Annotated in this window: 16 protein-coding genes and 1 pseudogene; 10 read left to right on the forward strand and 7 right to left on the reverse strand. The window is 70.8% G+C overall.

The genetic code is table 11. The annotated features are described in order from the left end of the window. Positions 1–41: 41 nt before the first annotated feature. A pseudogene (locus OG609_RS12980) lies at positions 42–392 on the forward strand (GNAT family N-acetyltransferase); the annotation flags it as partial. Here OG609_RS12980 and OG609_RS12985 read toward each other — a convergent pair. Beyond that, entirely contained in the window at positions 382–1,170 is a 789-nt protein-coding gene (locus tag OG609_RS12985; protein ID WP_442817962.1) for a rhomboid-like protein, read from the reverse strand. The pseudogene OG609_RS12980 and the gene OG609_RS12985 overlap by 11 nt on opposite strands. A 155-nt stretch (positions 1,171–1,325) precedes the next feature. Here OG609_RS12985 and OG609_RS12990 point away from each other — a divergent pair, with 155 nt between their 5' ends. The 9 genes from OG609_RS12990 (at position 1,326) to OG609_RS13030 (ending at position 12,657) form a co-directional block, all read left to right on the forward strand. Further along, a complete protein-coding gene (locus tag OG609_RS12990; RefSeq protein WP_327272948.1) occupies positions 1,326–1,940 on the forward strand; it encodes an RNA polymerase sigma factor in 615 nt (204 codons plus the stop codon). 14 nt (positions 1,941–1,954) lie between these two features. Next, positions 1,955–2,893, forward strand: a complete 939-nt coding sequence (locus OG609_RS12995) for a zf-HC2 domain-containing protein (RefSeq protein ID WP_327272949.1) — start codon at positions 1,955–1,957, stop codon at positions 2,891–2,893. A gap of 10 nt (positions 2,894–2,903) precedes the next feature. Beyond that, entirely contained in the window at positions 2,904–3,704 is an 801-nt protein-coding gene (locus OG609_RS13000; protein WP_327272950.1) for an ABC transporter ATP-binding protein, read from the forward strand. Further along, on the forward strand, positions 3,701–5,002 hold the full coding sequence (locus OG609_RS13005; protein ID WP_327272951.1) for a hypothetical protein: 1,302 nt from the start codon (positions 3,701–3,703) through the stop codon (positions 5,000–5,002). The genes OG609_RS13000 and OG609_RS13005 overlap by 4 nt, the downstream gene beginning before the upstream one ends. Then, positions 4,999–5,622: a hypothetical protein gene (locus OG609_RS13010; protein ID WP_327272952.1), complete on the forward strand. Its 624-nt coding sequence runs from the start codon at positions 4,999–5,001 to the stop codon at positions 5,620–5,622. The genes OG609_RS13005 and OG609_RS13010 overlap by 4 nt, the downstream gene beginning before the upstream one ends. Before the next feature lie 218 nt (positions 5,623–5,840). Next, positions 5,841–6,533, forward strand: coding sequence for a spermidine synthase (locus OG609_RS13015; protein ID WP_327272953.1), 693 nt, complete (start codon positions 5,841–5,843; stop codon positions 6,531–6,533). A 222-nt stretch (positions 6,534–6,755) separates the two neighbouring features. After that, the gene (locus OG609_RS13020; RefSeq protein ID WP_327272954.1) at positions 6,756–7,493 is read left to right on the forward strand and encodes a response regulator transcription factor; all 738 of its coding nucleotides are present in this window, start codon (positions 6,756–6,758) and stop codon (positions 7,491–7,493) included. After that, the gene (locus OG609_RS13025; protein ID WP_327272955.1) at positions 7,490–8,566 is read left to right on the forward strand and encodes a HAMP domain-containing sensor histidine kinase; all 1,077 of its coding nucleotides are present in this window, start codon (positions 7,490–7,492) and stop codon (positions 8,564–8,566) included. The genes OG609_RS13020 and OG609_RS13025 overlap by 4 nt, the downstream gene beginning before the upstream one ends. A 257-nt stretch (positions 8,567–8,823) precedes the next feature. Next, entirely contained in the window at positions 8,824–12,657 is a 3,834-nt protein-coding gene (locus tag OG609_RS13030; RefSeq protein ID WP_327272956.1) for a multifunctional oxoglutarate decarboxylase/oxoglutarate dehydrogenase thiamine pyrophosphate-binding subunit/dihydrolipoyllysine-residue succinyltransferase subunit, read from the forward strand. A gap of 77 nt (positions 12,658–12,734) precedes the next feature. Here the strand turns inward: OG609_RS13030 and fxsT (OG609_RS13035) are convergent, their stop codons facing one another. From fxsT (OG609_RS13035) to fxsT (OG609_RS13060), 6 genes are all read right to left on the reverse strand, one after another. Further along, positions 12,735–16,142: an FxSxx-COOH system tetratricopeptide repeat protein gene (gene fxsT, locus OG609_RS13035; RefSeq protein WP_327272957.1), complete on the reverse strand. Its 3,408-nt coding sequence runs from the start codon at positions 16,140–16,142 to the stop codon at positions 12,735–12,737. After that, positions 16,132–17,478, reverse strand: coding sequence for a CHAT domain-containing protein (locus OG609_RS13040; RefSeq protein WP_327272958.1), 1,347 nt, complete (start codon positions 17,476–17,478; stop codon positions 16,132–16,134). Before OG609_RS13040 ends, fxsT (OG609_RS13035) begins: the two co-directional genes overlap by 11 nt. Beyond that, the gene (locus OG609_RS13045; protein ID WP_327272959.1) at positions 17,468–19,327 is read right to left on the reverse strand and encodes a hypothetical protein; all 1,860 of its coding nucleotides are present in this window, start codon (positions 19,325–19,327) and stop codon (positions 17,468–17,470) included. Before OG609_RS13045 ends, OG609_RS13040 begins: the two co-directional genes overlap by 11 nt. A gap of 7 nt (positions 19,328–19,334) precedes the next feature. Further along, positions 19,335–20,291 carry an ATP-binding protein gene (locus OG609_RS13050; RefSeq protein WP_327272960.1) on the reverse strand — a complete coding sequence of 319 codons (957 nt, stop codon included), beginning with the start codon at positions 20,289–20,291 and terminating at the stop codon, positions 19,335–19,337. Further along, on the reverse strand, positions 20,288–20,695 hold the full coding sequence (locus OG609_RS13055; protein ID WP_327272961.1) for a CU044_2847 family protein: 408 nt from the start codon (positions 20,693–20,695) through the stop codon (positions 20,288–20,290). Before OG609_RS13055 ends, OG609_RS13050 begins: the two co-directional genes overlap by 4 nt. A gap of 87 nt (positions 20,696–20,782) precedes the next feature. Continuing rightward, entirely contained in the window at positions 20,783–23,776 is a 2,994-nt protein-coding gene (fxsT, locus tag OG609_RS13060; protein WP_327272962.1) for an FxSxx-COOH system tetratricopeptide repeat protein, read from the reverse strand. Positions 23,777–23,810: the final 34 nt, after the last annotated feature.

A 23,810-nucleotide genomic window follows, 5' to 3' on the forward strand; every position in this document is an offset into this window, starting at 1 on the left:
TGACGGACATCGACGGCTTGCTCGCGGCCTATGACGAGCAGATGCGCGGAGCACCGCCCAACCCTCCGGCCGGAGTCAGGTACGAGTGGGACGGCTCGCTGCTGCGGATCGTCGACCAGTTCCGCGGCTTCGTGAGCTGTCCGCGCGATGCCGGTGTGAGCGGCGCGGAGCTCGACCGGCTGATCGCCCGGCAGCGCGACTTCGCCGCACGGGGCGAGGCGGTGGAGTGGAAGACCCGCGGACACGACCGGCCGGCCGATCTCACCGACCGGCTGCGTGCGGCGGGCTTCGTCGCCGAGGAGCAGGAGTCGGTCCTGATCGGCCGGGCCGACGAGATGGCGGCCGAGCCGGTCCTGCCGGACCCGGCCGTCCTCGCGATGCTCATCGACGATCTGGCGCCCTGGCTGGCAGCCGAATATCTCGCGATGCACGGCGAGAAGGCCCCACGCCCCTGACCACCACTTCTGTGACCGCACCGGCCCGGCGCAGCAGCGGCCAGCAGGCCACGCCCAGCAGCAGCGCCAGCGGGTGACCCCAGTCGGCGAGAGGGTCGGCGAGGTCGAACAGATCGCGCAGCAGCATCGCACCGACCCCGCCGAGCACCAGCACCCGGGGCCACGGCGTGAGCAGCCCGGCGAGCGCACCCACGCTCGCCATCAGCCCGAAGCTGATGCCGTAGTCGAGCCGGTGCAGCGAGGACTCCGGCAGGTGACCGGCCACCACGGACAGCCCGACCGGGATCTCCGTGGCGAGCGTCGCCACGACGTGACCGAGCAGGAACACACCGGCGGTGCGCCATCCCCCGATGCGGCGTTCCAGCGCGGTCAGCACGAGGGCGAAGCCGAGGACGTACGGGGAGGTGAGCCCGCCGACGACCCACAGGGCACTTGCGGCCAGGACGAGGAGCGGGGTCTCGCCGAGATGCGCGACATCCGTGCTCGATTCGCGCAGCACGGCGGAGACGGTGTCCGGATCGGCGTACTCCATGAAGAGGGACGTGGCGACGAGCACCAGCAGATACCCGAAGGTGAACGGGGTACCGATGGGCGTCGGCAGCAGCCGCAGCCACCGGCGGGCCTTGCGGTCCGCAGCAGCGGCGGGCTCTTCCGTACGGCGCTGACGCGGTATGGCGTCGAGCAGCGGCGCCGAGAGCCCTTCTTCGCGAACCACCCTGTCCGTACCCTGATGCACCGCGCGAGGCCCCTTTCCGTACCGGCCCCCGAAGCAACGTTCCACCCTCCGTGATCGCCCCCTGCGCCGTCTATGGCGTGAACCACATGAGCCACGTATGAACCGACTCGGGTCCGGTGCTCGATAGAGGGAGTGTGAACCTGTTGCGCCCCCCGGGGGAGGACCGAAATGACGACGACGACGCGCTGCTGCGTGCCGTCGCGCAGGGGGATACGGCGGCCCTGGCGACGCTCTACGACCGGCACGCCGGCTGGCTGCTCGCCCGGCTGAGCAGACGGTGCGCGGATAGCGAGACCGTACGGGAAGTCCTTCAGGACACCTTTGTGACGGCGTGGCGCTCCGCCGGATCGCATCGCGGGGGGCAGATCGGCGGCTGGCTCTGGGTGATCGCCTCGCGCCGGCTGGTGGACGCGCAGCGGGTCCGTGCCCGCATCGATCTCGCCGCACAGGCCGAGGCCGAGCGGGCCGGGAGCAAGGAGTGGGCAGTCGCCGCGCCGTCCGCCGAGGAGCGGGTGCTGGCCGGCCTGGAGTACGGGGATGTGGGCGTCGCACTCGACCGGATCTCGCCGGAGCTGCGCGAAGTCCTGCGCGCGACGGTCATCGACGGGCTGACGACCCGTGAGGCGGCCCGGCTCCTGGACATACCGGAAGGAACGGTCAAGACCCGGGCTATGCGGGCCAGACGCGAGCTGCGCGCCGCGCTGGAACTGCTGGCGCCGGAGGCCGGTCCGCTGGGAGGCACGGCATGAGGGGAGGCGACGGTATGACCCACTGGCACGTGGGCGGAGAACTGGCCGACCGCTACGCAGCCGGTTCGGTGGCGGAGACGGATGCCTGGTCCCTGGAGAAGCACGTGGAGACGTGCGTGGGGTGCGCGGCACGGGTCTCGGCAGCGGTACGGGCACGGCAGGAGGCGGCGGCGCTGCTGGACGAGGTGCGGGCGGGGGTGCTCGCCGCGGTGGCGGCGGAGGGGACACCGCAGAGCCGGCCCGTCCGGAGCAACCGGGTCCGTCCCCTCGCGTCCGCGACCGGGGCCGTCCTGAACGGCCGCGCCCGCCTTCCCGGATCCGCCACCCGTACCGGGCGTCTGCTGTGGGCCGCCGGGCCCGCGCTGCGCGGTGCGTGGCTGCCGGCGCTGGTACTGGTGGCCGTAGGGGCCCTCGCTCTGGCGTACGGGGCCGGGCTCGGCGCGGCCACGCGGCCGCTGCTCCTCGTCATCGCGCCGGTGCTGCCGCTCGCCGGAGTCTTCGTCTCCTACGGGCGGCACACGGACCCGATGCACGAGATCAGCGCCGCCACCCCGTCCGGCGGGCTGCGGCTGCTGCTGACGAGAACCGCCGCGGTGCTCGGCGTGAGCATCCCGGCGCTCACCCTCGCCGGGGCCGCGTTGCCCCCGTCCGCCGCGGGGCCGGGCCCGGCGGCATGGCTGCTGCCGGGGCTGGCGATGACGCTGGCGGCGCTCGCCCTCGGTTCGTACGTCGGCTGCCGCACCGGCGTCTCGTCCGTCGCCGTGGCCTGGGCTGCCGCCGTGCTCCTGCCTGCCTTCGCCGCCGCTCCCCCGGAGATCGGCGAGCGGGCGGCCGAGGCCGTGAAGTACTTCGCAGGGCCCGCCGCACAGGGCGGCTGGGCGGCCGGGGCGCTGGTGTGCGCCGCGCTGCTCGCCGCACGCCGTAGATCCTTCGACCATCTGGAGACGTTGTGAGCGTGAACGCATGAACAGCACCACACTCATGAGCACGGTCAAGGTCAGGAAACTGACCGTGCGGCACCGCAGAACGGCCGTGCTCGACGCCGTCGACCTCGACTTCGCACCCGGTGTGCACGGGATCCTCGGACCGAACGGGGCGGGCAAGACCTCGCTGATCCGGGTGCTCGCGACGGTCGCCGCACCGTCCGGCGGCCGGGTGGAGCTCCTTGGCAGCGAGGTCGGCGCGAAGTCCGGCCACCGCAGCCGGGCGGCGGTCCGGCGCAGGCTCGGCTATCTGCCGCAGGAGTTCGGGTTCTACCCGGGCTTCACCGTCCGCGAGTTCGTCGCCTATGTGGCCTGGCTCAAGGAGATGGACGCGGCGGCGGTACCCGCGGCCGTGGAGCTTGCGGTGGGCCGGGTGGGTCTGGCGGACCGGATCGACGCCCCGGTGAAGACCCTGTCGGGCGGGATGGTGCGGCGCGTCGGCATCGCCCAGGCGATCGTCAACGATCCGGACCTGCTGCTGCTCGACGAGCCGACCGCCGGTCTCGACCCGGAGCAGCGGGTCGAGTTCCGGGCGCTGATACGCGAACTGGGCAGCACGTCCACCGTGATCGTCTCGACCCATCTGGTCGAGGATGTGGCCGCGGCCTGCACCGATGTGACGCTGATCGAGGCGGGCCGGATCGCCTACCGGGGTACGACGCAGGAGCTGACGGCCCTCGGCGGCGAGGACACCGGAGCGGACGGGCCGGACGGCAACCCGATCGAGCGCGGCTACACCGCTGCGCTGCGGGCGCACCGGGCGGAGGTGGCGCACCGATGACGGACCCCACCCCGTACGGGAAGGCTCCGGCACACACCGCGCTGTGGGCCGAGCTCCGGCGCGGCCTCGCCCCCTGGACCGGGCTTGCGGTCGCCGTCACCGTCCTCGTTCCACTGTGGGGCAAGGCACCCCAGTGGCAGGGCAGCTGGGGCGAGACCCAGAGTCAGTTGCACTCGGCGGCGGCGCTGCTCGCCGGTCCGCTCGTCGCTGCGGCCGCCTGCTGGCAGGGCGGCCGGGAGCATCGCCGCCGTACTGCGGAACTGCTGCTCTCGGTGCCGCGCAGCCGGCTCGCGCAGGCGACGACGGCCGCGACGCCGATCGCGCTGTGGGCGGCGGCCGGGTATCTGTTCGCGCTGGCCGTGGCGTTCGCGGCGACCGCCCTGTACGCCGGGGCCGGCAGCCCGTCCGTCTCGATCATCGCCACGGACCTCGGGTTCCTGCTGTCCATCGGCTTCGTGGGCTTCGTCGTCGGCCGGTTGGTGCGGTGGCGGCTGATCGCTCCGCTGCTGGCGGTGTGCGCGTACGTCGGCCTGGGGTTCCCGCACTATCTCGACTCGGAAACCCGGTTCCTGAACCCGGCCCATGAGGTCATGCTCGGCGGGTCCGTGCCGGTGTGGTGGTACGCCCCGGTCCTGGTGACCTGGACGGGCTGCATTGCCGTCACCGCGCTGCTCGCGTACGCGGCACGGCGGCGCTTCCTCGCGATCGTGCCGCTGGTCCTGGCGATCGCGGCGGGGACGCTGGTCGTGCACACGGGCGCGGACCTGTTCCGGGACGACCCGGCCATGACCCGCAGGGTCTGCTCGAAGGCCGGCCCCGGCGCACCGCAGATCTGTGTGAACGCCTCCGACGCCCCGGTGCTGCCCCAGATGTCCGAGGCATTGAAGGGGATGTTCTCGCGGCTGGAGGGAGTCCCGGGCGCACCGGTCAGATACGTGGACAACGGGTCCGGCCCGAAGGACGGCGAAGCCGCTCTCGCGTACGTAAGGCGTGGCTGGGGCATCACCCGGAACCGGTTGACCGATCCCCACCGGTACGTCCAGGACACGGTCATCGGTCTGGTGAACCATGACTGCTCGGCCGGCCCGGGCGAGCAGGGCCGGAAAGAGGATGAGCGGATGGCCCGCACGACTGACGCGGTCATCACCTGGCTGAGCGGCGAGGACTCACTCCGGTATCCGGACTCGCGCCAACTCGCCCGCCTCGAAGCCATGCCGGACGCCGAGCGCAAGGTCTGGCTCGGCCGTTTCCTGGCCGTCCCGGCAAACTGCACGCCCTCGGAGGTCCCGGTCCTGTGAGCCACCTGCCGACCCGCACCGCACTCCCCCGCCTCTATATCCGCTCCCGCGCCCTCCCCCTCACCATCGCCACCCTGACCTGCATCGCCCTCGTCGCCGCCTGGGCGGCCCACTGGCTGCAGGACCGGCCCTACTTCGACCACACCGCCCGCGTCCCGGTCATTGCGCTGGCCCCGATGCTCGTCTCCGCCGCGATCGGCACCAGCCTGCACACGCACACCGACGAGCTGGACCGGACCGCCGTACACCGCTGGTGGCCGCGCCGACTGCTGCATCTGCTCGTGCTGACCGTGCTGGCGACCGGGGCGCTCGCGCTGGCGGTCCCGGGGCACCCGGAGGAGTTCGGCGCACCGGCCATGGTGCGCAACATACTCGGCGCGACCGGGGTGGCCGCGGCCTCCGCCGCCCTGATCGGTGCCCGGCTGAGCTGGCTGCCGATGACGGTCTACGGCGGCGCCGTCTATCTGGCGGCGCCCCACAACCCGGGGGGCGCGGCGGCGGTGTGGGCCTGGCCGATGCAGCCGGGCCCGCAGGGTGCGGCGTGGGCGGTGGCCCTGACGGCGTACGTGATCGGGGCGGCCCTCCTCGCGGTGCGCGGCGCGCGCCCGGTGAGCGCGTGACTCTCGGGGGTGCGCGCCCGGTGAGCGCGTAACCCTGAAGGTTCCGCGCCCCCGGAGCGCGTAACTCTCGTCCGTCGCACGCCCCGGGCCGCGCAACGGTGCACGCTCCCCCGGACGGATCGGATGGATCGGGCGGATCAGGCAATCCACTGGCCGCCGACCGCGTCGAGCGGCCAGGATGGCGGTGAACCTGTCCGCCACCCACGGAGACCCGCACCATGCCCGACATCCACGGCCCCGACGCCCTCGCCCCCGTCACGCTCGACCGCCGCGAAGGCCCTTACGGCGAAGTCGTTCTGCGGGAGCGGGGGGACGACTTCGAGATCATCGCCAACGGGTGCTTTCTGATGGACACCTCCGACGGGCGTTCCGAGCGGCTGCTGATCGACGCGGCGCTGGCCGCGCTGCCCGCCGACCGCGCGGCACCGGCGGTGCTCATCGGGGGTCTCGGGGTGGGGTTCTCGCTCGTCCGGGCCGCCGCCGAGCCGCGGTGGGGACGGATCGCCGTCGTCGAGCGGGAGCAGGCGATCGTGGACTGGCATCTGGAGGGGCCGCTGGCCGGGATCTCCGGTGCGGCGCTCGCCGATCCGCGGACCGCGATCCTGACGACGGATCTCATTTCGTACCTGCGCACGACTACGGACCGTTACGACGCCCTGTGCCTGGACATCGACAACGGACCGGACTGGACGGTCACGGAGGACAACACGAGCCTGTACTCCCCCGCCGGTCTGGCGGACTGCCGGGAGCGACTGACACCGGGCGGCGTTCTCGCGGTGTGGTCCGCACAACCGTCCGCCGAGTTCGAACAGGCTTTGCAGAATGCCGGATTCAGTGGGGTAAGGACGGAAGAGGTCAGTGTTGCCCGAGGTGTTCCCGACGTGGTGCATCTCGCACTTCGGACAGGCTGAGAGCCCCCACCGGTATCCACGGCCCCCGGACGCCCGGGGGCCAAGCGCCACAAGGCCGACACTCCGCCACTTCGTCGCACCCAAGCCGTTACACCCTGCGTAGCCGAGAGCAGTCCGCTGCCTTTACGCTGCTGACCGGTGACGGGATCACCCATGACATCCACAAGCGAAGACCGTGCGTCCGGGGGAATGGCCCCCGTGAGAACGGGCAGGGGCGGGGCGATGGAACAGACACACACCACCCACAACGGTGTCGCGGCCACCCCGGGCGCGCAGCGCCGGGTGCTGGTGGTCGAGGACGACGTCACGATCGTCGAAGCCATTTCCGCCCGGCTGCGGGCCGAGGGCTTTCTCGTGCAGACCGCACTCGACGGACCCGCGGCCGTGGACGCGGCCGAGGCATGGCAGCCCGATCTGATGGTGCTCGACATCATGCTCCCCGGCTTCGACGGCCTGGAGGTCTGCCGCCGTGTGCAGGCCCGGCGGCCGGTGCCGGTGCTGATGCTGACGGCCAGGGACGACGAGACCGACATGCTGGTCGGCCTCGGGGTCGGCGCCGACGACTACATGACCAAGCCGTTCTCGATGCGCGAGCTGGCGGCCCGGGTGCACGTCCTGCTGCGCCGGGTCGAGCGTGCGGCACTGGCCGCTGTGACACCGCGCAGCGGCATACTGCGCCTCGGCGAGCTGGAGATCGATCACGCGCAGCGCCGGGTCCGGGTGCGCGCCGAAGACGTCCACCTCACACCGACCGAGTTCGATCTGCTGGTCTGCCTGGCCAACACCCCGCGTGCGGTGCTCTCCCGGGAGCAGCTGCTGGCCGAGGTCTGGGACTGGGCGGACGCCTCCGGCACCCGGACCGTCGACAGCCACATCAAAGCGCTGCGCCGGAAGATCGGTGCGGAGCGGATCCGTACCGTGCACGGTGTCGGCTACGCCCTGGAGACCCCGGCGCCATGACCCGGCCCGGCTCCGGACTGCGCCCTTTCTCGGTCAAGGCCAAGCTGGGCACGCTCGTGGTGGTCTCGGTGTTCATCACCACCGGGCTGCTGATGGTGGCCGTGCGCACCAGGACCGAACTGCGCTTCATCACGGTGTTCTCGGTGATCGCGACCCTGCTGATCACCCAGTTCGTGGCGCACGGTCTGACTGCGCCGCTGGACGAGATGACGACCGTGGCCCGGTCGATATCGCACGGTGACTACACCAGACGGGTGAGCGGCGCCGACCGGCGTGACGAGCTCGGCGATCTGGCCCAGACGATCAACCGCATGGCGGACGATCTGGAGGCCGTGGACCGGCACCGCAAGGAGCTGGTGGCCAATGTGTCGCATGAGCTACGAACCCCCATCGCGGCGCTGAGAGCCGTGCTGGAGAACGTCGTGGACGGGGTGTCCTCGGCCGATCCGGAGACGATGCGCACGGCCCTGAAGCAGACCGAGCGGCTCGGCAAGCTGGTGGAGACGCTGCTGGACCTGTCCCGCCTGGACAACGGGGTGGTCACGCTCAAGGCCCGCCGTTTCGAGGTGTGGCCGTATCTGTCGGGTGTGCTGAAGGAGGCCAACCTCGCCGCCTCGCACCGCCGGCTGTCCTCCGGCTCCGGGAATCACACCCGCAAGGACGTACATCTGCATCTGGATGTGTCGCCGCCCGAGCTGACCGCGCACGCGGATGCGGAACGCCTGCACCAGGTCGTGGCCAATCTGATCGACAACGCTGTCAAGCACAGCCCGCCGCACGGCCGGGTCACTGTGCTGGCCCGGCGCGGGGCCGGACCGGAATCCCTGGCACTGGAGGTCCTGGACGAGGGCCCGGGCATTCCGGAGTCCGAGAGGCACCGCGTCTTCGAGCGTTTCAACCGCGGCGAGGTGCCGTCCCCGCACGGTCCGGGCAGCGACGGCGGTACGGGCCTGGGCCTGGCGATCGCCCGCTGGGCGGTGGATCTGCACGGCGGACGAATCGGCGTGGCCGAATCCGCTCGCGGTTGCCGCATCCAGGTCACTCTTCCGGGGATTCGGCAACCGCGAGGTTGACATAGGGTTCGAACCGGAAGGGCACGTTCTACGTGTTCTGTTCAAGGGGTACGGTCCAGGGGGCCGTAGCCGCGGTCCCGCGTACCCGAAGTGAAGCGGAACCATGCTTGTTTCCCGCCATTTCCTGCGCCGAAACCAGTCTTCCGATGTGACTTGCACGACGAAGACCGGCCCGGCCTGCGTGGAACGGCTGGGGAGGCGTAGCCTTGATTTCCGCTGTCCATCACCTTGTGAAGCGGAAGAGGGCGGTTGCCGCCGTGTCGTCTCAGTCCCCCAGTAACTCGAGCATCTCGACCGACCAAGCCAGCCCGGGTACGAACCCGGCTGCAGCTTTCGGACCCAATGAGTGGCTCGTCGACGAGATCTACCAGCAGTACCTCCAGGATCCCAGTTCGGTCGATCGCGCCTGGTGGGACTTCTTCGCCGACTACAAGCCGGGTACGTCCGGCACGGCGGACAAGCCCGTTCCCGGCGCCGCAGCCGCGGGGGCTGCGGTGACCCCGGCCCCGGCCGCCACCGCACCGGCCATCACACCCCAGGCCACTCCGGCGCAGGCCCCGGCTCCGGCCGTGAAGGCGCCCGCGGCCCCGGCGCCCGTACAGGCCGCTCCCGCCGCCGCTGCTCCGGCAGCCCCGGCGAAGGCCGCGCCGGCTCCGGCCGCGAAGGCCGCCGCTCCTGCGCCGGCCAAGCCCGCCGCGGCTGAGGCCACCGAGGCCCCGGCCGGCCCCGAGTACGTGACGCTGCGCGGTCCGTCGGCCGCCGTCGCGAAGAACATGAACGCCTCGCTGGAGCTGCCGACGGCCACGTCCGTCCGCGCCGTTCCGGTGAAGCTGCTCTTCGACAACCGCATCGTCATCAACAACCACCTCAAGCGCGCCCGGGGCGGGAAGATCTCCTTCACGCACCTCATCGGGTACGCGATGGTGCAGGCCCTCAAGGCCATGCCGGCGATGAACCACTCCTTCGCGCTGAAGGACGGCAAGCCGACCCTGGTCAAGCCGGACCATGTCAACCTCGGTCTGGCCATCGACCTGGTGAAGCCGAACGGCGACCGCCAGCTGGTCGTCGCGGCCATCAAGAAGGCCGAGACGCTCAACTTCTTCGAGTTCTGGCAGGCCTACGAGGACATCGTCCGCCGCGCCCGCAACGGCAAGCTCGGCATGGACGACTTCACCGGAGTCACCGCCTCGCTGACCAACCCCGGCGGCATCGGCACCGTGCACTCGGTGCCCCGTCTGATGCCCGGACAGGGCCTCATCATGGGCGTCGGCGCGATGGACTACCCGGCAGAGTTCCAGGGCACCTCGCAGGACACCCTGAACAAGCTGGGCATCTCCAAGGTCATGACGCTGACCTCGACGTACGACCACCGGGTCATCCAGGGCGCCGCCTCCGGCGAGTTCCTGCGGATCGTCGCCCAGCTCCTCCTCGGCGAGAACGAGTTCTACGACGAGATCTTCAAGGCGCTGCGCATCCCGTACGAGCCGGTCCGCTGGCTCACGGACATCGACGCCTCGCACGACAACGACGTCACCAAGGCCGCGCGGGTCTTCGAGCTGATCCACTCCTACCGGGTCCGCGGCCATGTCATGGCCGACACCGACCCGCTGGAGTACCGCCAGCGCAAGCACCCCGACCTGGACATCACCGAGCACGGCCTCACCCTGTGGGACCTGGAGCGGGACTTCGCGGTCGGCGGTTTCGCCGGCAAGTCGATGATGAAGCTCCGCGACATCCTCGGTGTGCTGCGAGAGTCGTACTGCCGCACCACCGGCATCGAGTTCATGCACATCCAGGACCCGAAGCAGCGCAAGTGGATCCAGGACCGGGTGGAGCGCACGCGCACCCAGCAGCCCGAGCGCGAGGAGCAGCTGCGCATCCTGCGCCGGCTGAACGCCGCCGAGGCGTTCGAGACGTTCCTGCAGACCAAGTACGTCGGCCAGAAGCGGTTCTCGCTGGAGGGCGGCGAGTCCGTCATCCCGCTGCTCGACGCGGTCATCGACTCCGCCGCCGAGGCCCGCCTCGACGAGGTCGTCATCGGTATGGCCCACCGCGGCCGGCTGAACGTGCTGGCGAACATCGTCGGCAAGTCGTACGCGCAGATCTTCCGCGAGTTCGAGGGCAACCTCGACCCCCGGTCGATGCACGGCTCCGGCGACGTGAAGTACCACCTGGGCGCCGAGGGCACCTTCACCGGTCTGGACGGCGAGCAGATCAAGGTCTCGCTGGCCGCCAACCCCTCGCACCTGGAGGCGGTCGACCCGGTCCTGGAGGGCATCGCCCGCGCCAAGCAGGACATCATCAACAAGGGCGGCACGGACTTCACGGTCCTGCCCGTCGCGCTCCACGGCGACGCGGCCTTCGCGGGTCAGGGCGTCGTCGCCGAGACGCTCAACATGTCGCAGCTGCGCGGCTACCGCACCGGCGGCACCGTGCACGTGGTGATCAACAACCAGGTCGGCTTCACCGCCGCCCCGGAGTCCTCGCGCTCCTCGATGTACGCCACGGATGTGGCGCGGATGATCGAGGCGCCGATCATCCACGTCAACGGTGACGACCCCGAGGCCGTCGTCCGTGTCGCACGCCTGGCCTTCGAGTTCCGGCAGGCGTTCAACAAGGACGTCGTGATCGACCTCATCTGCTACCGCCGCCGCGGTCACAACGAGGGCGACAACCCGGAGTTCACCAACCCGCAGATGTACACCCTGATCGACAAGAAGCGCTCGGTGCGCAAGCTCTACACCGAGTCCCTCATCGGTCGCGGCGACATCACGCTGGAAGAGGCCGAGCAAGCGCTGCAGGACTTCCAGGGTCAGCTGGAGAAGGTCTTCGCGGAGGTCCGCGAGGCCACCTCGCTGCCGGCTCCGGCACACATCCCCGAGGTCCAGCCCGAGTTCCCGGTCGCCGTGACCACCGCGGTCTCCCAGGAGGTCGTGAAGGTCATCGCGGAGTCCCAGGTCAACATCCCCGACCGGATCACCGTCCACCCCCGTCTGATGCCGCAGATGCAGCGCCGTGCCTCCTCTGTGGAGAACGGCACGATCGACTGGGGCATGGGCGAGACCCTGGCCATCGGTTCGCTGCTGATGGAGGGCACCCCGGTCCGGCTCGCCGGCCAGGACACCCGCCGCGGCACCTTCGGCCAGCGTCACGCGGTCCTCGTCGACCAGGTGACCGGCGAGGACTACACCCCGCTGCTCTACCTCTCCGACGACCAGGCGCGCTACAACGTCTACGACTCGCTGCTCAGCGAGTACGCGGCGATGGGCTTCGAGTACGGCTACTCGCTGGCCCGTCCGGAGTCGCTGGTCATCTGGGAGGCCCAGTTCGGTGACTTCGTCAACGGCGCGCAGACCGTCGTCGACGAGTTCATCTCCTCGGCCGAGCAGAAGTGGGGCCAGACCTCCGGCGTCACGCTGCTGCTGCCGCACGGCTACGAGGGCCAGGGCCCGGACCACTCGTCCGCCCGCCCGGAGCGCTTCCTGCAGCTGTGCGCGCAGAACAACATGACGGTCGCCATGCCGACGCTCCCGTCGAACTACTTCCACCTCCTGCGGTGGCAGGTGCACAACCCGCACCACAAGCCGCTGGTCGTCTTCACCCCGAAGTCGATGCTCCGCCTCAAGGCGGCGGCGTCGAAGGCGGAGGAGTTCACCACCGGCGGCTTCCGCCCGGTGATCGGCGACGACTCGGTCGACCCGAACGCGGTGCGCAAGGTCGTCTTCTGCGCCGGCAAGGTCTACTACGACCTGGAGGCCGAGCGCGAGAAGCGCGGCGTCACGGACACCGCGATCATCCGTCTGGAGCGCCTGTACCCGCTGCCCGGTGCCGAGCTCCAGGCCGAGATCGCCAAGTACCCGAACGCCGCGAAGTACCTGTGGGCCCAGGAGGAGCCGGCCAACCAGGGTGCCTGGCCGTTCATCGCCCTGAACCTGATCGACCACCTGGACCTGGCCGTCGGCGCCGACGTCCCGCACGGTGAGCGCCTGCGCCGCATCTCGCGACCGCACGGCTCGTCCCCGGCGGTCGGCTCGGCCAAGCGCCACCAGGCCGAGCAGGCACAGCTGGTCGCCGAGGTCTTCGAGGCCTGACCGGTCGCTGTATGAACGCCGAGGGGCCCGGTCCCGCGAGTTGATCGCGAGGCCGGGCCCTTCGGCATGCGTACGGTTCAGATGATCAGGGGTTCGAAGTCCCAGAAGGCCAGGGACTCGACGCGTACCCAGTCACCCGCATGCCGGCAGGCGGTGGCGAGCGGGTGCTCCGGTCCCAGCGATGCGGCGGCCCGTGTGCGGTTCACCCGGCCCAGTTCGTGTGCCTCGTCGGCCCACCCGTTCCTCATCCGGACGATCGTCGCGTTCAGTGCGCACCCGATCGCCCATGGGTGTTCGTCCCCGACCGCCTCGGCCATCAGGGTGCGGGCCCTTTCGATCTCGTAGCTCGCGGTGTCCCGCTCACCCAGTGTCCAGCGCATCAGCCCGAGGTTGCCCTCGACCCCGATGGTGTACGGGTGCTCCTCGCCCAGCATCCACCGGTATCCCACCACCACCTCCTCGTGCAGCCGCAAGGCTCGCCCAAACTCGCCCGACCGCCGCTCCGCCCAGGCTCCGCTCGCCGTGATCAGCAAAGTGAGCGGGTCGTGCCCGCCGAGGAGCCGCAGACAGCGCTCCCGCACATCAGTGAGGAGGGGCAGGGCGGCGGCCGGACCGTCCGCGAAGTACTGGCACAGCGCGAGGTTGTGCTGGGCGCGCAGGGTCTGCGGATTGTTGGCCCCCATCGACTGCAGATGTCCGCCGACCGTGTGCCGCAGAGTCTCCCCGGCCTCACGGTGGTGTCCGAGCAGCCGCAGGTCGATGGCGCAGTTGATCTCGGAGTACAGGGTGGCCGGAGCGCTTGCGCCCAGCACGGAGCGTCGCCGGGCCAGGGTGTGCCGGTCCTGCTCCAGCGCCTCGCCGTACCGCCCCAGGAGCCGCAGCGACACGGCGAGGTTGTTGTCCGCGTTCAGCGTGCGGTAGTCCTCCTGGCCCAGAACGGTGAAGTAGCGGTCGCGGATCGAGGCGGAGAGTTCCAGCGCCTCCGGGTAGCGCCCGAGACCCCGCAGATCGGCGGCGAGGCCGCCCGCCGCCCGCAGATGCTCCGGATCCAGTTCGCCGCGTTCGGCCCGCAGATGGTCGGCCGCCGCGCGCTCGACGCCTTCGCTCGTCCGGTAGTTGCCGAGGGCACGCAGCAGATTGGCGTAGTGGTGGCCGAGGTCCCAGATCCGTGGGTGTGTCCCGCCGAGCAGTGTCCGCCAGGAGTTCATGGCCGGTTCGGCGAGCCGGATGCCGCTGCCGTACTCCCCGGAGAGGTACATGTAGCGCAGACAGTCCAGAACAAGTGTCTGCACCGGGAATTCGGTGCTCTCCAGCACCTCCGCCCACTTCAGATGCGGGGTGATCGCGGCGTATTGCGGCCACATCCGCACGTCGGAGGGCTGCCCGCTGTTGATGGCGGCCAGCGCGGTCCGGGCCGCCCTGCGGTACTCCTCGCGCTTGGCGTCCGGCATGTCGCTCCGCACCATCCGGTGGATCATGCGGTGTATGTGGAGGGCCCCGTCCAGCTCCGTCGCCCCGGTCGTGGGGGTGCCGGTGGTCTCCAGCCGGGTGATGGAGTAGCGCAGCAGCTGCTGGATGGCGCGGTCGAGCGCGCCGGGGTCCACGAAGATTTCCAGGCCGGTGACGGTGTGCCAGGCGATCCTCCGCAGCAGGTGGAGGGGGAGGGCGTCGGGCGCGAAACAGGTGCAGATCCTGAGGAGTTCGACCGCCTCGGGGGCCAGTTCCGTGATCCTGTTCAGCAGTATCGACCAGGCGGTCCGGAAGGCGAGCGGGAAGTCCGCGGAGACCTTGACGACGTCCTGGTCGATGCCGCCTTCGAGGAGCTCGATGTACTCCTCCACCGACATGTCGGAGTCGTTGAGCCAGCCCGCGGTCTGGTCGAGGAGCAGCGGGAGGTCTTCGAGTGCGTCGGCGAACTGGTCGGCCTCGGCCGGGGTCAGGCGCGGGGCCCGGCGGCGGATGAAGGCGACCGACTCCTCGCGGTCGTAGACCGGGACCTCGACGAGGTTGCTGTTGTGCTGGCTCCACTCCGGGTTGCGGGAGGTGATCAGGACATGTCCGGGGCCGGTCGGCACCAGGTCCCAGATCTGTTCGGGTTCGTCGGCGCCGTCGAGGACCAGGAGCCAGTGGGAGTGGGGCTCGCCGCGGCGCAGCGCGTCACGTACCGCGCGCAGCCGTTCGCCGTACTCGGCGCCGGTGGACAGACCCAGTTCGGGGGCGAGTTCGGCGAGCTTCTGACGGTAGAGAGTCCGGCGATCGGCGGGCACCCACCACACCACGTCGTACTCGGAACCGAAACGGTAGACGTACTCGGCTGCCAACTGGGTCTTCCCGACGCCGGACATGCCGTGCAGCGTCACCACCCCGGCACCGGGTCCGGCGTCCTGGAAGACCTCGTACGTCCGGTTGAGCAGCTCCTCCCGGCCGGTGAACCGGGTGCTGCGCCTCGGCACCCCGCCCCACACCTCGGGGATCTCGGCCGGAAACCGGGGCCCCTGCCTGGCCTCGACGGACTCGGGCAGCGGGTCGGTGGACAGACCCAGACGGACCAGCAGCCGCCGCTCGGCCTCGTCGGCGCCGACGGCGGTCAGGTCTGCGGCTTCGAGGAGCGAGGTGGCGCCGGGCAGCGCGGAGGTGGTGACACTGACGGCCGCGAAGCGGTCGGGGTCGGAGGCGACGACCTCCCGCAACGCGCTGTCCCACTCGTCGCGGCTGCGCGGACCGAGCTGGAAGTACCAGTCGCTGAGGATCAGCAGTACCTGGCCCCGGGCGAGCAACAGGTCCCGCAACATCTCCTCCAGTGGGAGCTCCGACGGGGGGTCCCAGCGCTGGCGGACGACCGTCACTCCACGGCGCTCCAGACGGTCTCCGATCCATGCCGCCCAGGCGCGGTTGAAACCGGCGAAACTGATGGTGACATGGTCCGCAGGACCGGACGCCGGTCGCGTGGCCGGAGGTGTCCCGGAGGGCTCGGTGGTCGCCGAGGTCTCCGGTCGCGCGGGCGGCGCCGCGTCCACGGTGGCCGGCCAGTACTCCTCGGGTGCGGGCGACCGGTCGGGGACGTATCCGACGACCGACGGGGACTGCGCGGACCCGTCCACTGCCGGTTCCCTGATCCGGCAGGGCAGCGCGGCCTTGCGGACCGGCATCCCCCACTGGTTGGTGATGGTGAGCCACAGTCCGGCGGGCCCGGTCACCCGGCCCGCCGTGACGACGAACCGCGCCGGGCCGTACGTACCGCCGTAGCGGTGCAGTACGAGCGCGGGGTCGTCGAGCACCTCGCAGACGAAGTGCGGACCGCCGTCCAGCGCGACGGTGAAGGTCAACTCCTCGTCCTGGTAGGGCCATGCCTCGCAGTCGTCCTCGCCCTGCGGCCCGAGCGGACCGCGCAGGTCGACGGTGACGAGATAGGCGCAACCCGCCTCGGCCTCGTGGGGGCGGCTGACGACGGGCTCGACCAGAAGGGTCTGTTCCTCACCGTTCACCGTGCGCCCCTTCCCGGTCTCTCGCCCGGTGCCCGCGCGGCCCGCTGAGGCTGAGTGTGCTGAGCGGGTGCCCGTAGTACTGGAACATGAGGCTGTACAGCAGACGCAGCACCGTCCGCTGCCCGTCCACGTTCGGCCGCCCTTCGTGCAGGGCCCGCGGCAGTTGCGCCAGCGGCCCGAATTCGTGAAGTGCCCGGGCTCGGAAGAGACGCAGCGAGTCGGCGACCGGACGCCATGGCTCTTCCGCCACGATGCCGACCAACTGGCCGATGAGTTCGCGGGCCTCGCTGTCGCCGACCTGCCCCGCCGCGACGACACAGCCTCCGGCCCCCTTGCGGAGGAAAAGTTCGGTGAATCCGCGCAGATCCGTCTCACCGACTCCGGTGTTGCGGACGAACCTTGCCGAATGGCAGGCGTTGAGGCAGACCATCGAGTGGTCCTTGTCGAGCACCGTCATCGGGCGGTCGTCGTACTCGGCCCAGCTGACCTCGGCGAGGGTGAGCGCGTTGACCCGTTCGTCATAGGTGCCGTGGGCGGCCATGTAGACGAGTCCGACGGGATCCGACGGGCGGGCGTCGAGTTCGTCGAGGAATCCGTCGATCGTCACATGCGGGCGGTGCGCGTAGCCGTGGAAGACGGCCATGTCGTCCCGCATGTCATGGATGCGGCGGGCCCCGCCGTGCCATCCATGAGTGACGTTCACATCATGGAAGTAGTAGCCGAGCACATCGCCCGCGGCGGAGACGGACGACTCGGGCAGCACCATGTCGGCGCTGCGTATGGTGAGCCAGCGGGTGACGGCGACCAGTGCCCCGAGCAGTCCTTCGCCCAGGCCGTTGTCGGGGTCGGCGGGCAGCCAGAACGCCTCCCAGGGAATCTCGTAGCCGGTGTCGTCGTGAACGGTGATCTGGAGCGCGTCGCCGTGCACCGCGCGGGCCCGGTTGATCCAGGCGCCGAGCCGACGCTGGTTGCGGGACCAGTGCCGGATGTCCCGGAGCAGTTGGGAGGGAGCGGGGCCGTCGCCCAGCGCGTTGCCGAGACCGATGTCGGTGGGACGCAGCTGGGTCGGCCCGATGGTGTACGGGAGCCGGGGCACTCCCTCGCACCAGGCACTCACGCCGAACGCCTGGGGGCCTCCGTGGCGGTCGTGGTGCGGCACGACCGTGATCCGGGCTGTGTGCGGCGGAGGCCGGCTGTCGGCGTGGGCCTCAGCGAGCCCGAGCCGCTCGCGCAGTCCCGTGCGCACCCCGGCCGGTGCGGGGGTTCTGGCCAGTCGTCGGCCCGTCGCCACGGAATTGTCCAGCAGTCGGCGGAGCCGTGCGGAATCACTGCCCACGGGCCGCCGCCTCGCGTACGGGCCGGCCCTCGACCACTCTGCCGTCGAGCGCCTCGGCCAGCATCTGCGGCAGTTCCGCGTACGGCTGCCGTCCCGGGTCGACAACGACGCTGTGCAGCCGGGTCCGGTCCATGCCGCTGATCCGGACGGCTGCGGCCAGCGCGTCCTCGATTCCGGTCCGCCCCACGGCCCCACGGTCTGCCCGGCCGCGGTGGCTGACGGCCAGCGGCACGTTGCCCCGGCCGTCGGTGACCAGGACCAGCAGCGCCTCCACCAGGCCGGCGCGGTGGTGCTGGAAAGCGCGGCGCAGGGTCTGTTCGGCCAGGTTCAGCCCATGGGCGAGGGGAGTGGCCCGGCCGGCCGGGCGGTCCAGGGCCGCGGCAATCCGCGGGGAGCGGGTGGACAGGGCGGCGAAGGCTTCGGCCCGCACCTCGTTCGGCGCCCCGCGGCCCCCCACCTCGACCACATGCACGGAGGCACGGGTGACATAGGCCCATTGCAGGAACGGGTCGAGCGCCTCGTGCCAGTCCCAGTCCTCGCGACAGGTGTGATCCAGAACGAGAGTGAGCATCCGGACGGGCTCAGGCGCCCGGACGTAGCCGCGCAGATCGCGTGGCAGGATGACCAGCCGGTCGCGCCGTTCCCGTATTGCCCGGTACTTGGCGGCCTCCATCGCCGTGCGTACGAGGGCGAGGTCCCACAGGTCCTGGGCGGGGCGTACGCCGACGACGGGTCCGCGCGCGGCGCGGGATCCGGCGGTGTGCCGGGCCGGGGTGCGCAGGGAAGTGCCCTCGAGTGGCGGCCCCGCGGTGTCCTCCGGGTACGGGGTACCGGCGGTCGGCCAGGGACCGGCCGCGGGTCCTGATCCGATGTGTTCGGCGGGCCCGGGTTCCAGGACCGGTGTGCCGGGCGAGGGACGCCGCTCGGCATCGGGCCGGGGCTCGGGGGGCGGGAGGATGCGCGGGGCGCCCCAGGTGGTTTCGGCGGGGCCGGTGGCGGGCGGAGCGGGCGGGCGCCGCGCGCTGCGCAGGCCGATCAGGCGGGCGGCCGCGTCGACGTGGTCGGCGGTGATCCGTCCGGCGCCGTCCAGCCGGGCCAGGGCACGGGCGATCCGGGCCAGGGCGAGGGGCCTGCGCTGACCGGCGCCATCCTGGTCGTCGAGGAGCTCCAGTACGCGGGGGGCGAAGCCTTCATCGAGGTGGAGGGGCGGCCGGGTGGTGGACCGCGCCCGGTCCAGTGCAGTGGCCCAGGTGTCCGGGAGAGGGCCGAGGGGGGCGTCGCCCGGCCGGGGGCGCAGGCCCTGGACAGTGAGGCGGATCGGGAAGCGGTCCAGGAGGTGTGGGGAGATCCGTTCGGTGTCTTCCGTGCGGCAGACGGCCAGCCAGCGGGCGGCCGGCCGCCAACGGCGTTGCAGCCCGGCGTGTTCGACGGTGGCGACATCGGCGCCGAGCAGCTGCACGGCGGCCCGCTTACCGGGCACGCTGAGCCGGGCCAGATCCGGGACGACGACCGTGGAGGGGCCGACGGGCTCGGTAAGCGGCCCGGGGGCCAGGGCGAAGTCGATCCCGAGCGGCCCTCGGCTCATTCGGGGCCGTAACCACAGGTCCTCGTCCATGGTGGCCGCGGTGAGCGTGGTGCGGGGGACGGCCGCGACGTGGGGTCCGGCCGGTCCGGCGAGCAGCCCCTCGAGCACTTCTGCGACGGTGGAGAGGTGCGCGTCCGGGAGGTCGAACAGAAGCACTCCGGACAGCTTCGGTTCGACGGCGGCGCAGACCAGTGCGGTGAGCAGCCGCCGGGACAGATCGTCGGCATCTGCGGCGGGCACGGCCCGTGGCGGAGAGGCGGGCATCGGCGGCTCAGTCGAAGAGTGCGCTGACGTGGTCGTCCTCGTCCGGACCCCAGGCGAAGGCGGCACCGTGGGCGGACTCCGGCCTGCGGTGGCGCAGTGCGAGAGGCAGAATCCGGCGGACGTGTGCCGGGTCGACCTGCTGGGCCCCGTCCCGTGCGGCCAGCGCACGGGCGGTCTTCGCCACCAAGAGGTCGCCGCGCTGCCCGACGGCGCCCATCCGCTCGGCCGCCTCGGCACAGAGCCTGCTCACGCTCTCGTCCAGCCGGACCTCCCCCAGCCGCTGTCTGGCGGCGAGCAGCGCGGACCGCAGTGCGTCGTTCTCGTCCTGCGCGGCGCGCAGCCATGCGGAGTCCTCGGCCGCCAGCTCCTCCTCGAAGGTGAGCACGGTCGTGATCATCCGATGGCGGTCGTCGAGGTCCAGCTCGGACGTCGTCACCATAAGTCCGAAACGGTCCAGGAGTTGGGCGCGCAGGCTGCCCTCTTCGGGGTTCATGGTGCCGACAAGTCCGAAGGACAGGTGCTTGGCGGTGTCGATGCCCTCGCGCTGGATGGACAGCACACCGGTGGAGACGACGTCCAGGATGATGTTGACGAGATGGTCGTCCAGCAGGTTGACCTCGTCGATGTACAACATCCCTTTTCTGTCCGCCTCTTCGAGCAGACCGGGCTGTGGCTTCGCCACGCCCTGCATCAGCGAGTCCAGCTCCCAGCCGCCGACGACCCGGTCGTCGGTCGCGTTGATCGGAAGCGTGACGGGCAGCTCGCCGCCGGACATCAGCGCGAAGGCACGGACGACAGTGGATTTGGCGGTGCCACGCTGCCCGGTGATCAGCACGCCGCCGATTCTCGGGGAGATGAAATTGAGCTCCAGGGCCAGCTTGAGATCGCCCTGCCCGACAATGCGGCTGTACGGGAGAATCGGGACGGGCGCCGCCGGGACAGCCGGTGGCGGCGTCCCGCTCATGAGGACGTCACCGCGGTGGTGACCTGTCCCTCATTGCCCGGCTGCCAGCGGAAGGTGACCTGGATCTGCGCCTGCGCACCGGCCTTCACCACAGCCGCCATTCCGGCTTCGAAGGTGATGCCGACCTGGAGCTCGATCTCGTCGGGCCGCATCCCCTCCCCCAGCTCACCGAGCCTGCGCATCGCCTGAGAGGCGCAGCGTCGTGCCAGATCCAGGCCATCGCCGTACAGATCACCGGCGCTGTTCAGCACGCGCCGGGCGGTGTCGGCGCCGCCGCCCCTGGTCTCGTCACTGTTGTAGAAGCCACCGGCCGGCTCCCCGGTCGGTGCGAACGTCTGGGCGTCCACGACGACCGGGATCGGGCCGTCCTCCCCCGGCGCCGTGGAACCTACGATGACCGCCATCCCGTACCCCCCTGACCACAGCAACTGGCTTATCTCTCAAGGATACTGACGCTCACTCAATTATCTCGGGGCTTTCCGTGAACCAGGTCAGATGAACGGGGGCTCGAAGTCCCAGAACGGACGGTTACGGGAACGCGCCGAGACCGTATGGACGTGCTGGGCGCCAAGTGTGGCCACCAGGTCGTCCAGCGCCTCGTTCTCGACCTTCTCGGCCCGCCGCCGGTCCCGGACACCCCGGAGGTCCGCGGCGTGGGCGATCCGGGCGGAAAGAGTCAGCGGATGGGTCCGGCCGAGGGCCTCGATGGCCCTGGTGATGATCGAGTCCGTCAGCGCGGCGGCCGATTCCGGATCGCCCACCAGGTTGCGCAGCGCCGAGGCGTTGATCGCGCAGCCGAGGGTCCAGGGGTGGTTCTCACCCACGGCCCGGGTCATGTCGGCGAGCGCCTCTTCCAGGAGGGTGTACGCATGATCCCGCTCCCCCACGTTGCGGAGGATCAGAGCATGGTTGGCGCGGCTGCCCGCCACGTACGGGTGCCCTTCGCCGAGCATGTCCACATAGCCCCGGACGACCTTCTCGCTTATGTCCCTGGCCTGGTCGATGTCCGCGTGCTCACGGGCGAAGCAGCTCTGGCTGGCCGCGAACATCATCGTCAGGGGATCGTCCTCGCCGAGCACACGTTCGCTTCGCTCCAGGACGCGGGTGAACAGCGTCGCGGCCCTGGCGCGCTCCCCCAAGCGGTACTGGCAGAGGGCGAGGTTGTGTTCGGCCCGCAGGGTCTGCGGATTGTCGTGCCCCATCACGAGCCGGTGGACGCGGGCGCTCTGGCTCTGGAGCGATTCGGCCTCGCCGTAGCGGCCGAGCAGGCGCAGGTCGGTGGCGTAGTTGATCTCGGAGTAGAGCGTCCAGCTGTGGCGCGGACGCAGCAGTTGCCGCCGGGCCTCCAGGGTCCGCCGGTTGAGCTCCAGGGATTCCTCGTAGCGGCCGAGCAACCGCAGCGAAATGGCCAGGTTGTTCTGCGCGTTGAGCGTGCGCGAGTCCTGGTCGCCCAGCAGTTCGCGGTAGGCGCCGAGGATCCAGGTCGACATCTCCAGCGCCTCGTCGTAGCGGCCGAGGCCACGCAGGTCGGCAGCGAGGCCACCGGCGGCCCGCAGGTGTTCCAGGTCCTGTGCGCCGCGTTCGTCGCGCAGATGGTCGACAGCGGCCCGTTCGATGGCTTCCGTACCGGCGTAGTCGCCCACGGCCCGCAGCACGTTGGCGTAGTTGTAGCTGAGGTCCCAGACCCTGGGGTGGTCCTCGCCGAGGAGTTCCCGCCATGCCTTCATGGCGCGTTCACCCAGCTTGATGCCGGCCCGGTACTCCCCCGAGAGGTACATGTAGCGCAGGCAGTTGAGCACCAGGCTCTGGACCGCCGGGTCGGTGCTCCGCAGCACGTCGGCCCATTTCAGGTGCGGGGTGATCTCGGCGTAGGCGGGCCACAGACGGGTGTCGGTGGGCCGGCCGGGGTCCGCGGCCGCGAGGGCCCGGCGGACCACGTGGATGAACTCCCGGCGGTCCCGTTCCGGCATGTCCTTGCCGATGATCTGGTGGACCATGCGGTGCATGTAGAGCGATTCGCCGGACGACGCCTCGTCGACGACCGATTCGTGGGACTCCAGACGGACCACGGAGTACTGGCGGAGCTGGCCGATCGCCCTGTTCCACAGCAGCGGGTCGTTCATCAGGCCGGAGAGCTGTTCCGGCAGCTCGCCGGGGGGCATCTCCTTCAGCAGCCGTACGGGGATGGAGCCGGGTGCGAAGAAGCTGCACAGGCGCAGCAGGTCGACGGACTCGGGGACGGTGTCCTTGAGCTTGTTCAGCAGTATCGACCAGGCGGTCTGGAAGGCGAGCGGGAAGTCCGCGGAGACCTTGACGACGTCCTGGTCGATGCCGCCTTCGAGGAGCTCGATGTACTCCCCGACCGACATGTCGGAGTCGTTGAGCCAGCCGGCGGTCTGGTCGAGGAGCAGCGGGAGGTCTTCGAGTGCGTCGGCGAGCTGGTCGGCCTCGGCCGGGGTCAGGCGCGGGGCCCGGCGGCGGATGAAGGCGACCGACTCCTCGCGGTCGTAGACCGGGACCTCGACGAGGTTGCTGTTGTGCTCGCTCCACTCAGGGTTGCGGGAGGTGATCAGGACATGTCCGGGGCCGGTCGGCACCAGGTCCCAGATGTGTTCGGGTTCGTCGGCGCCGTCGAGGACCAGGAGCCAGTGGGAGTGGGGCTCGCCGCGGCGCAGCGCGTCACGTACCGCGCGCAGCCGTTCGCCGTACTCGGCGCCGGTGGACAGACCCAGTTCGGGGGCGAGTTCGGCGAGCTTCTGACGGTAGAGGGCGCGGCGGTCGGCGGGCACCCACCACACCACGTCGTACTCGGAACCGAAACGGTAGACGTACTCGGCTGCCAACTGGGTCTTCCCGACGCCGGACATGCCGTGCAGCGTCACGACCCCGGCGCCGGGTCCGGCGTCCTGGAGGGCCTGGTACGCCTTGCTGAGCAGCTCCTCCCGGCCGGTGAACCGGGTGTTGCGCCTCGGCACCCCGCCCCACACCTCGGGGGTATCGGCCGGAAACCGGGGTCCCTGCCTGGCCTCGACGGGCTCGGGCAGCGGGTCGGTGGGCAGGCCCAGACGGACCAGCAGCCGCCGCTCGGCCTCGTCGGCGCCGACGTTGGTCAGGTCGGCCGCGCCGAAGACCGAGGTGGCGCCGGGCAGCGCGGAGGTGGTGACGCTGACGGCCGCGAAGCGGTCGGGGTCGGAGGCGACGACCTCCCGCAGGGCCCTGTTCCACTCGTCGTGGGTGCGGGGGCCGAGCTGGAAGTACCAGTCGCTGAGGATCACCAGGACGCGGCCGCGCGACAGCGTCAGATCCCGCAGCGACTCCTCCAGCGGAACCTCCACCGGGGGGTCCCAGCGCTGGTGGACGACCGTCACTCCACGGCGCTCCAGACGGTCTCCGATCCATGCCGCCCAGGCGCGGTTGAAACCGGCGAAACTGATGGTGACGGTCTGCGCCCCGGTTGTTCCAACTTGCTTACGCGTTCCGGGCATTCAACCGTCTCCCTGCCTCGATGCGAGCCTTTTC

Origin of the sequence: Streptomyces sp. NBC_01224 (assembly GCF_036002945.1) — a bacterium.
Taxonomy (GTDB): Bacteria; Actinomycetota; Actinomycetes; order Streptomycetales; family Streptomycetaceae; genus Streptomyces.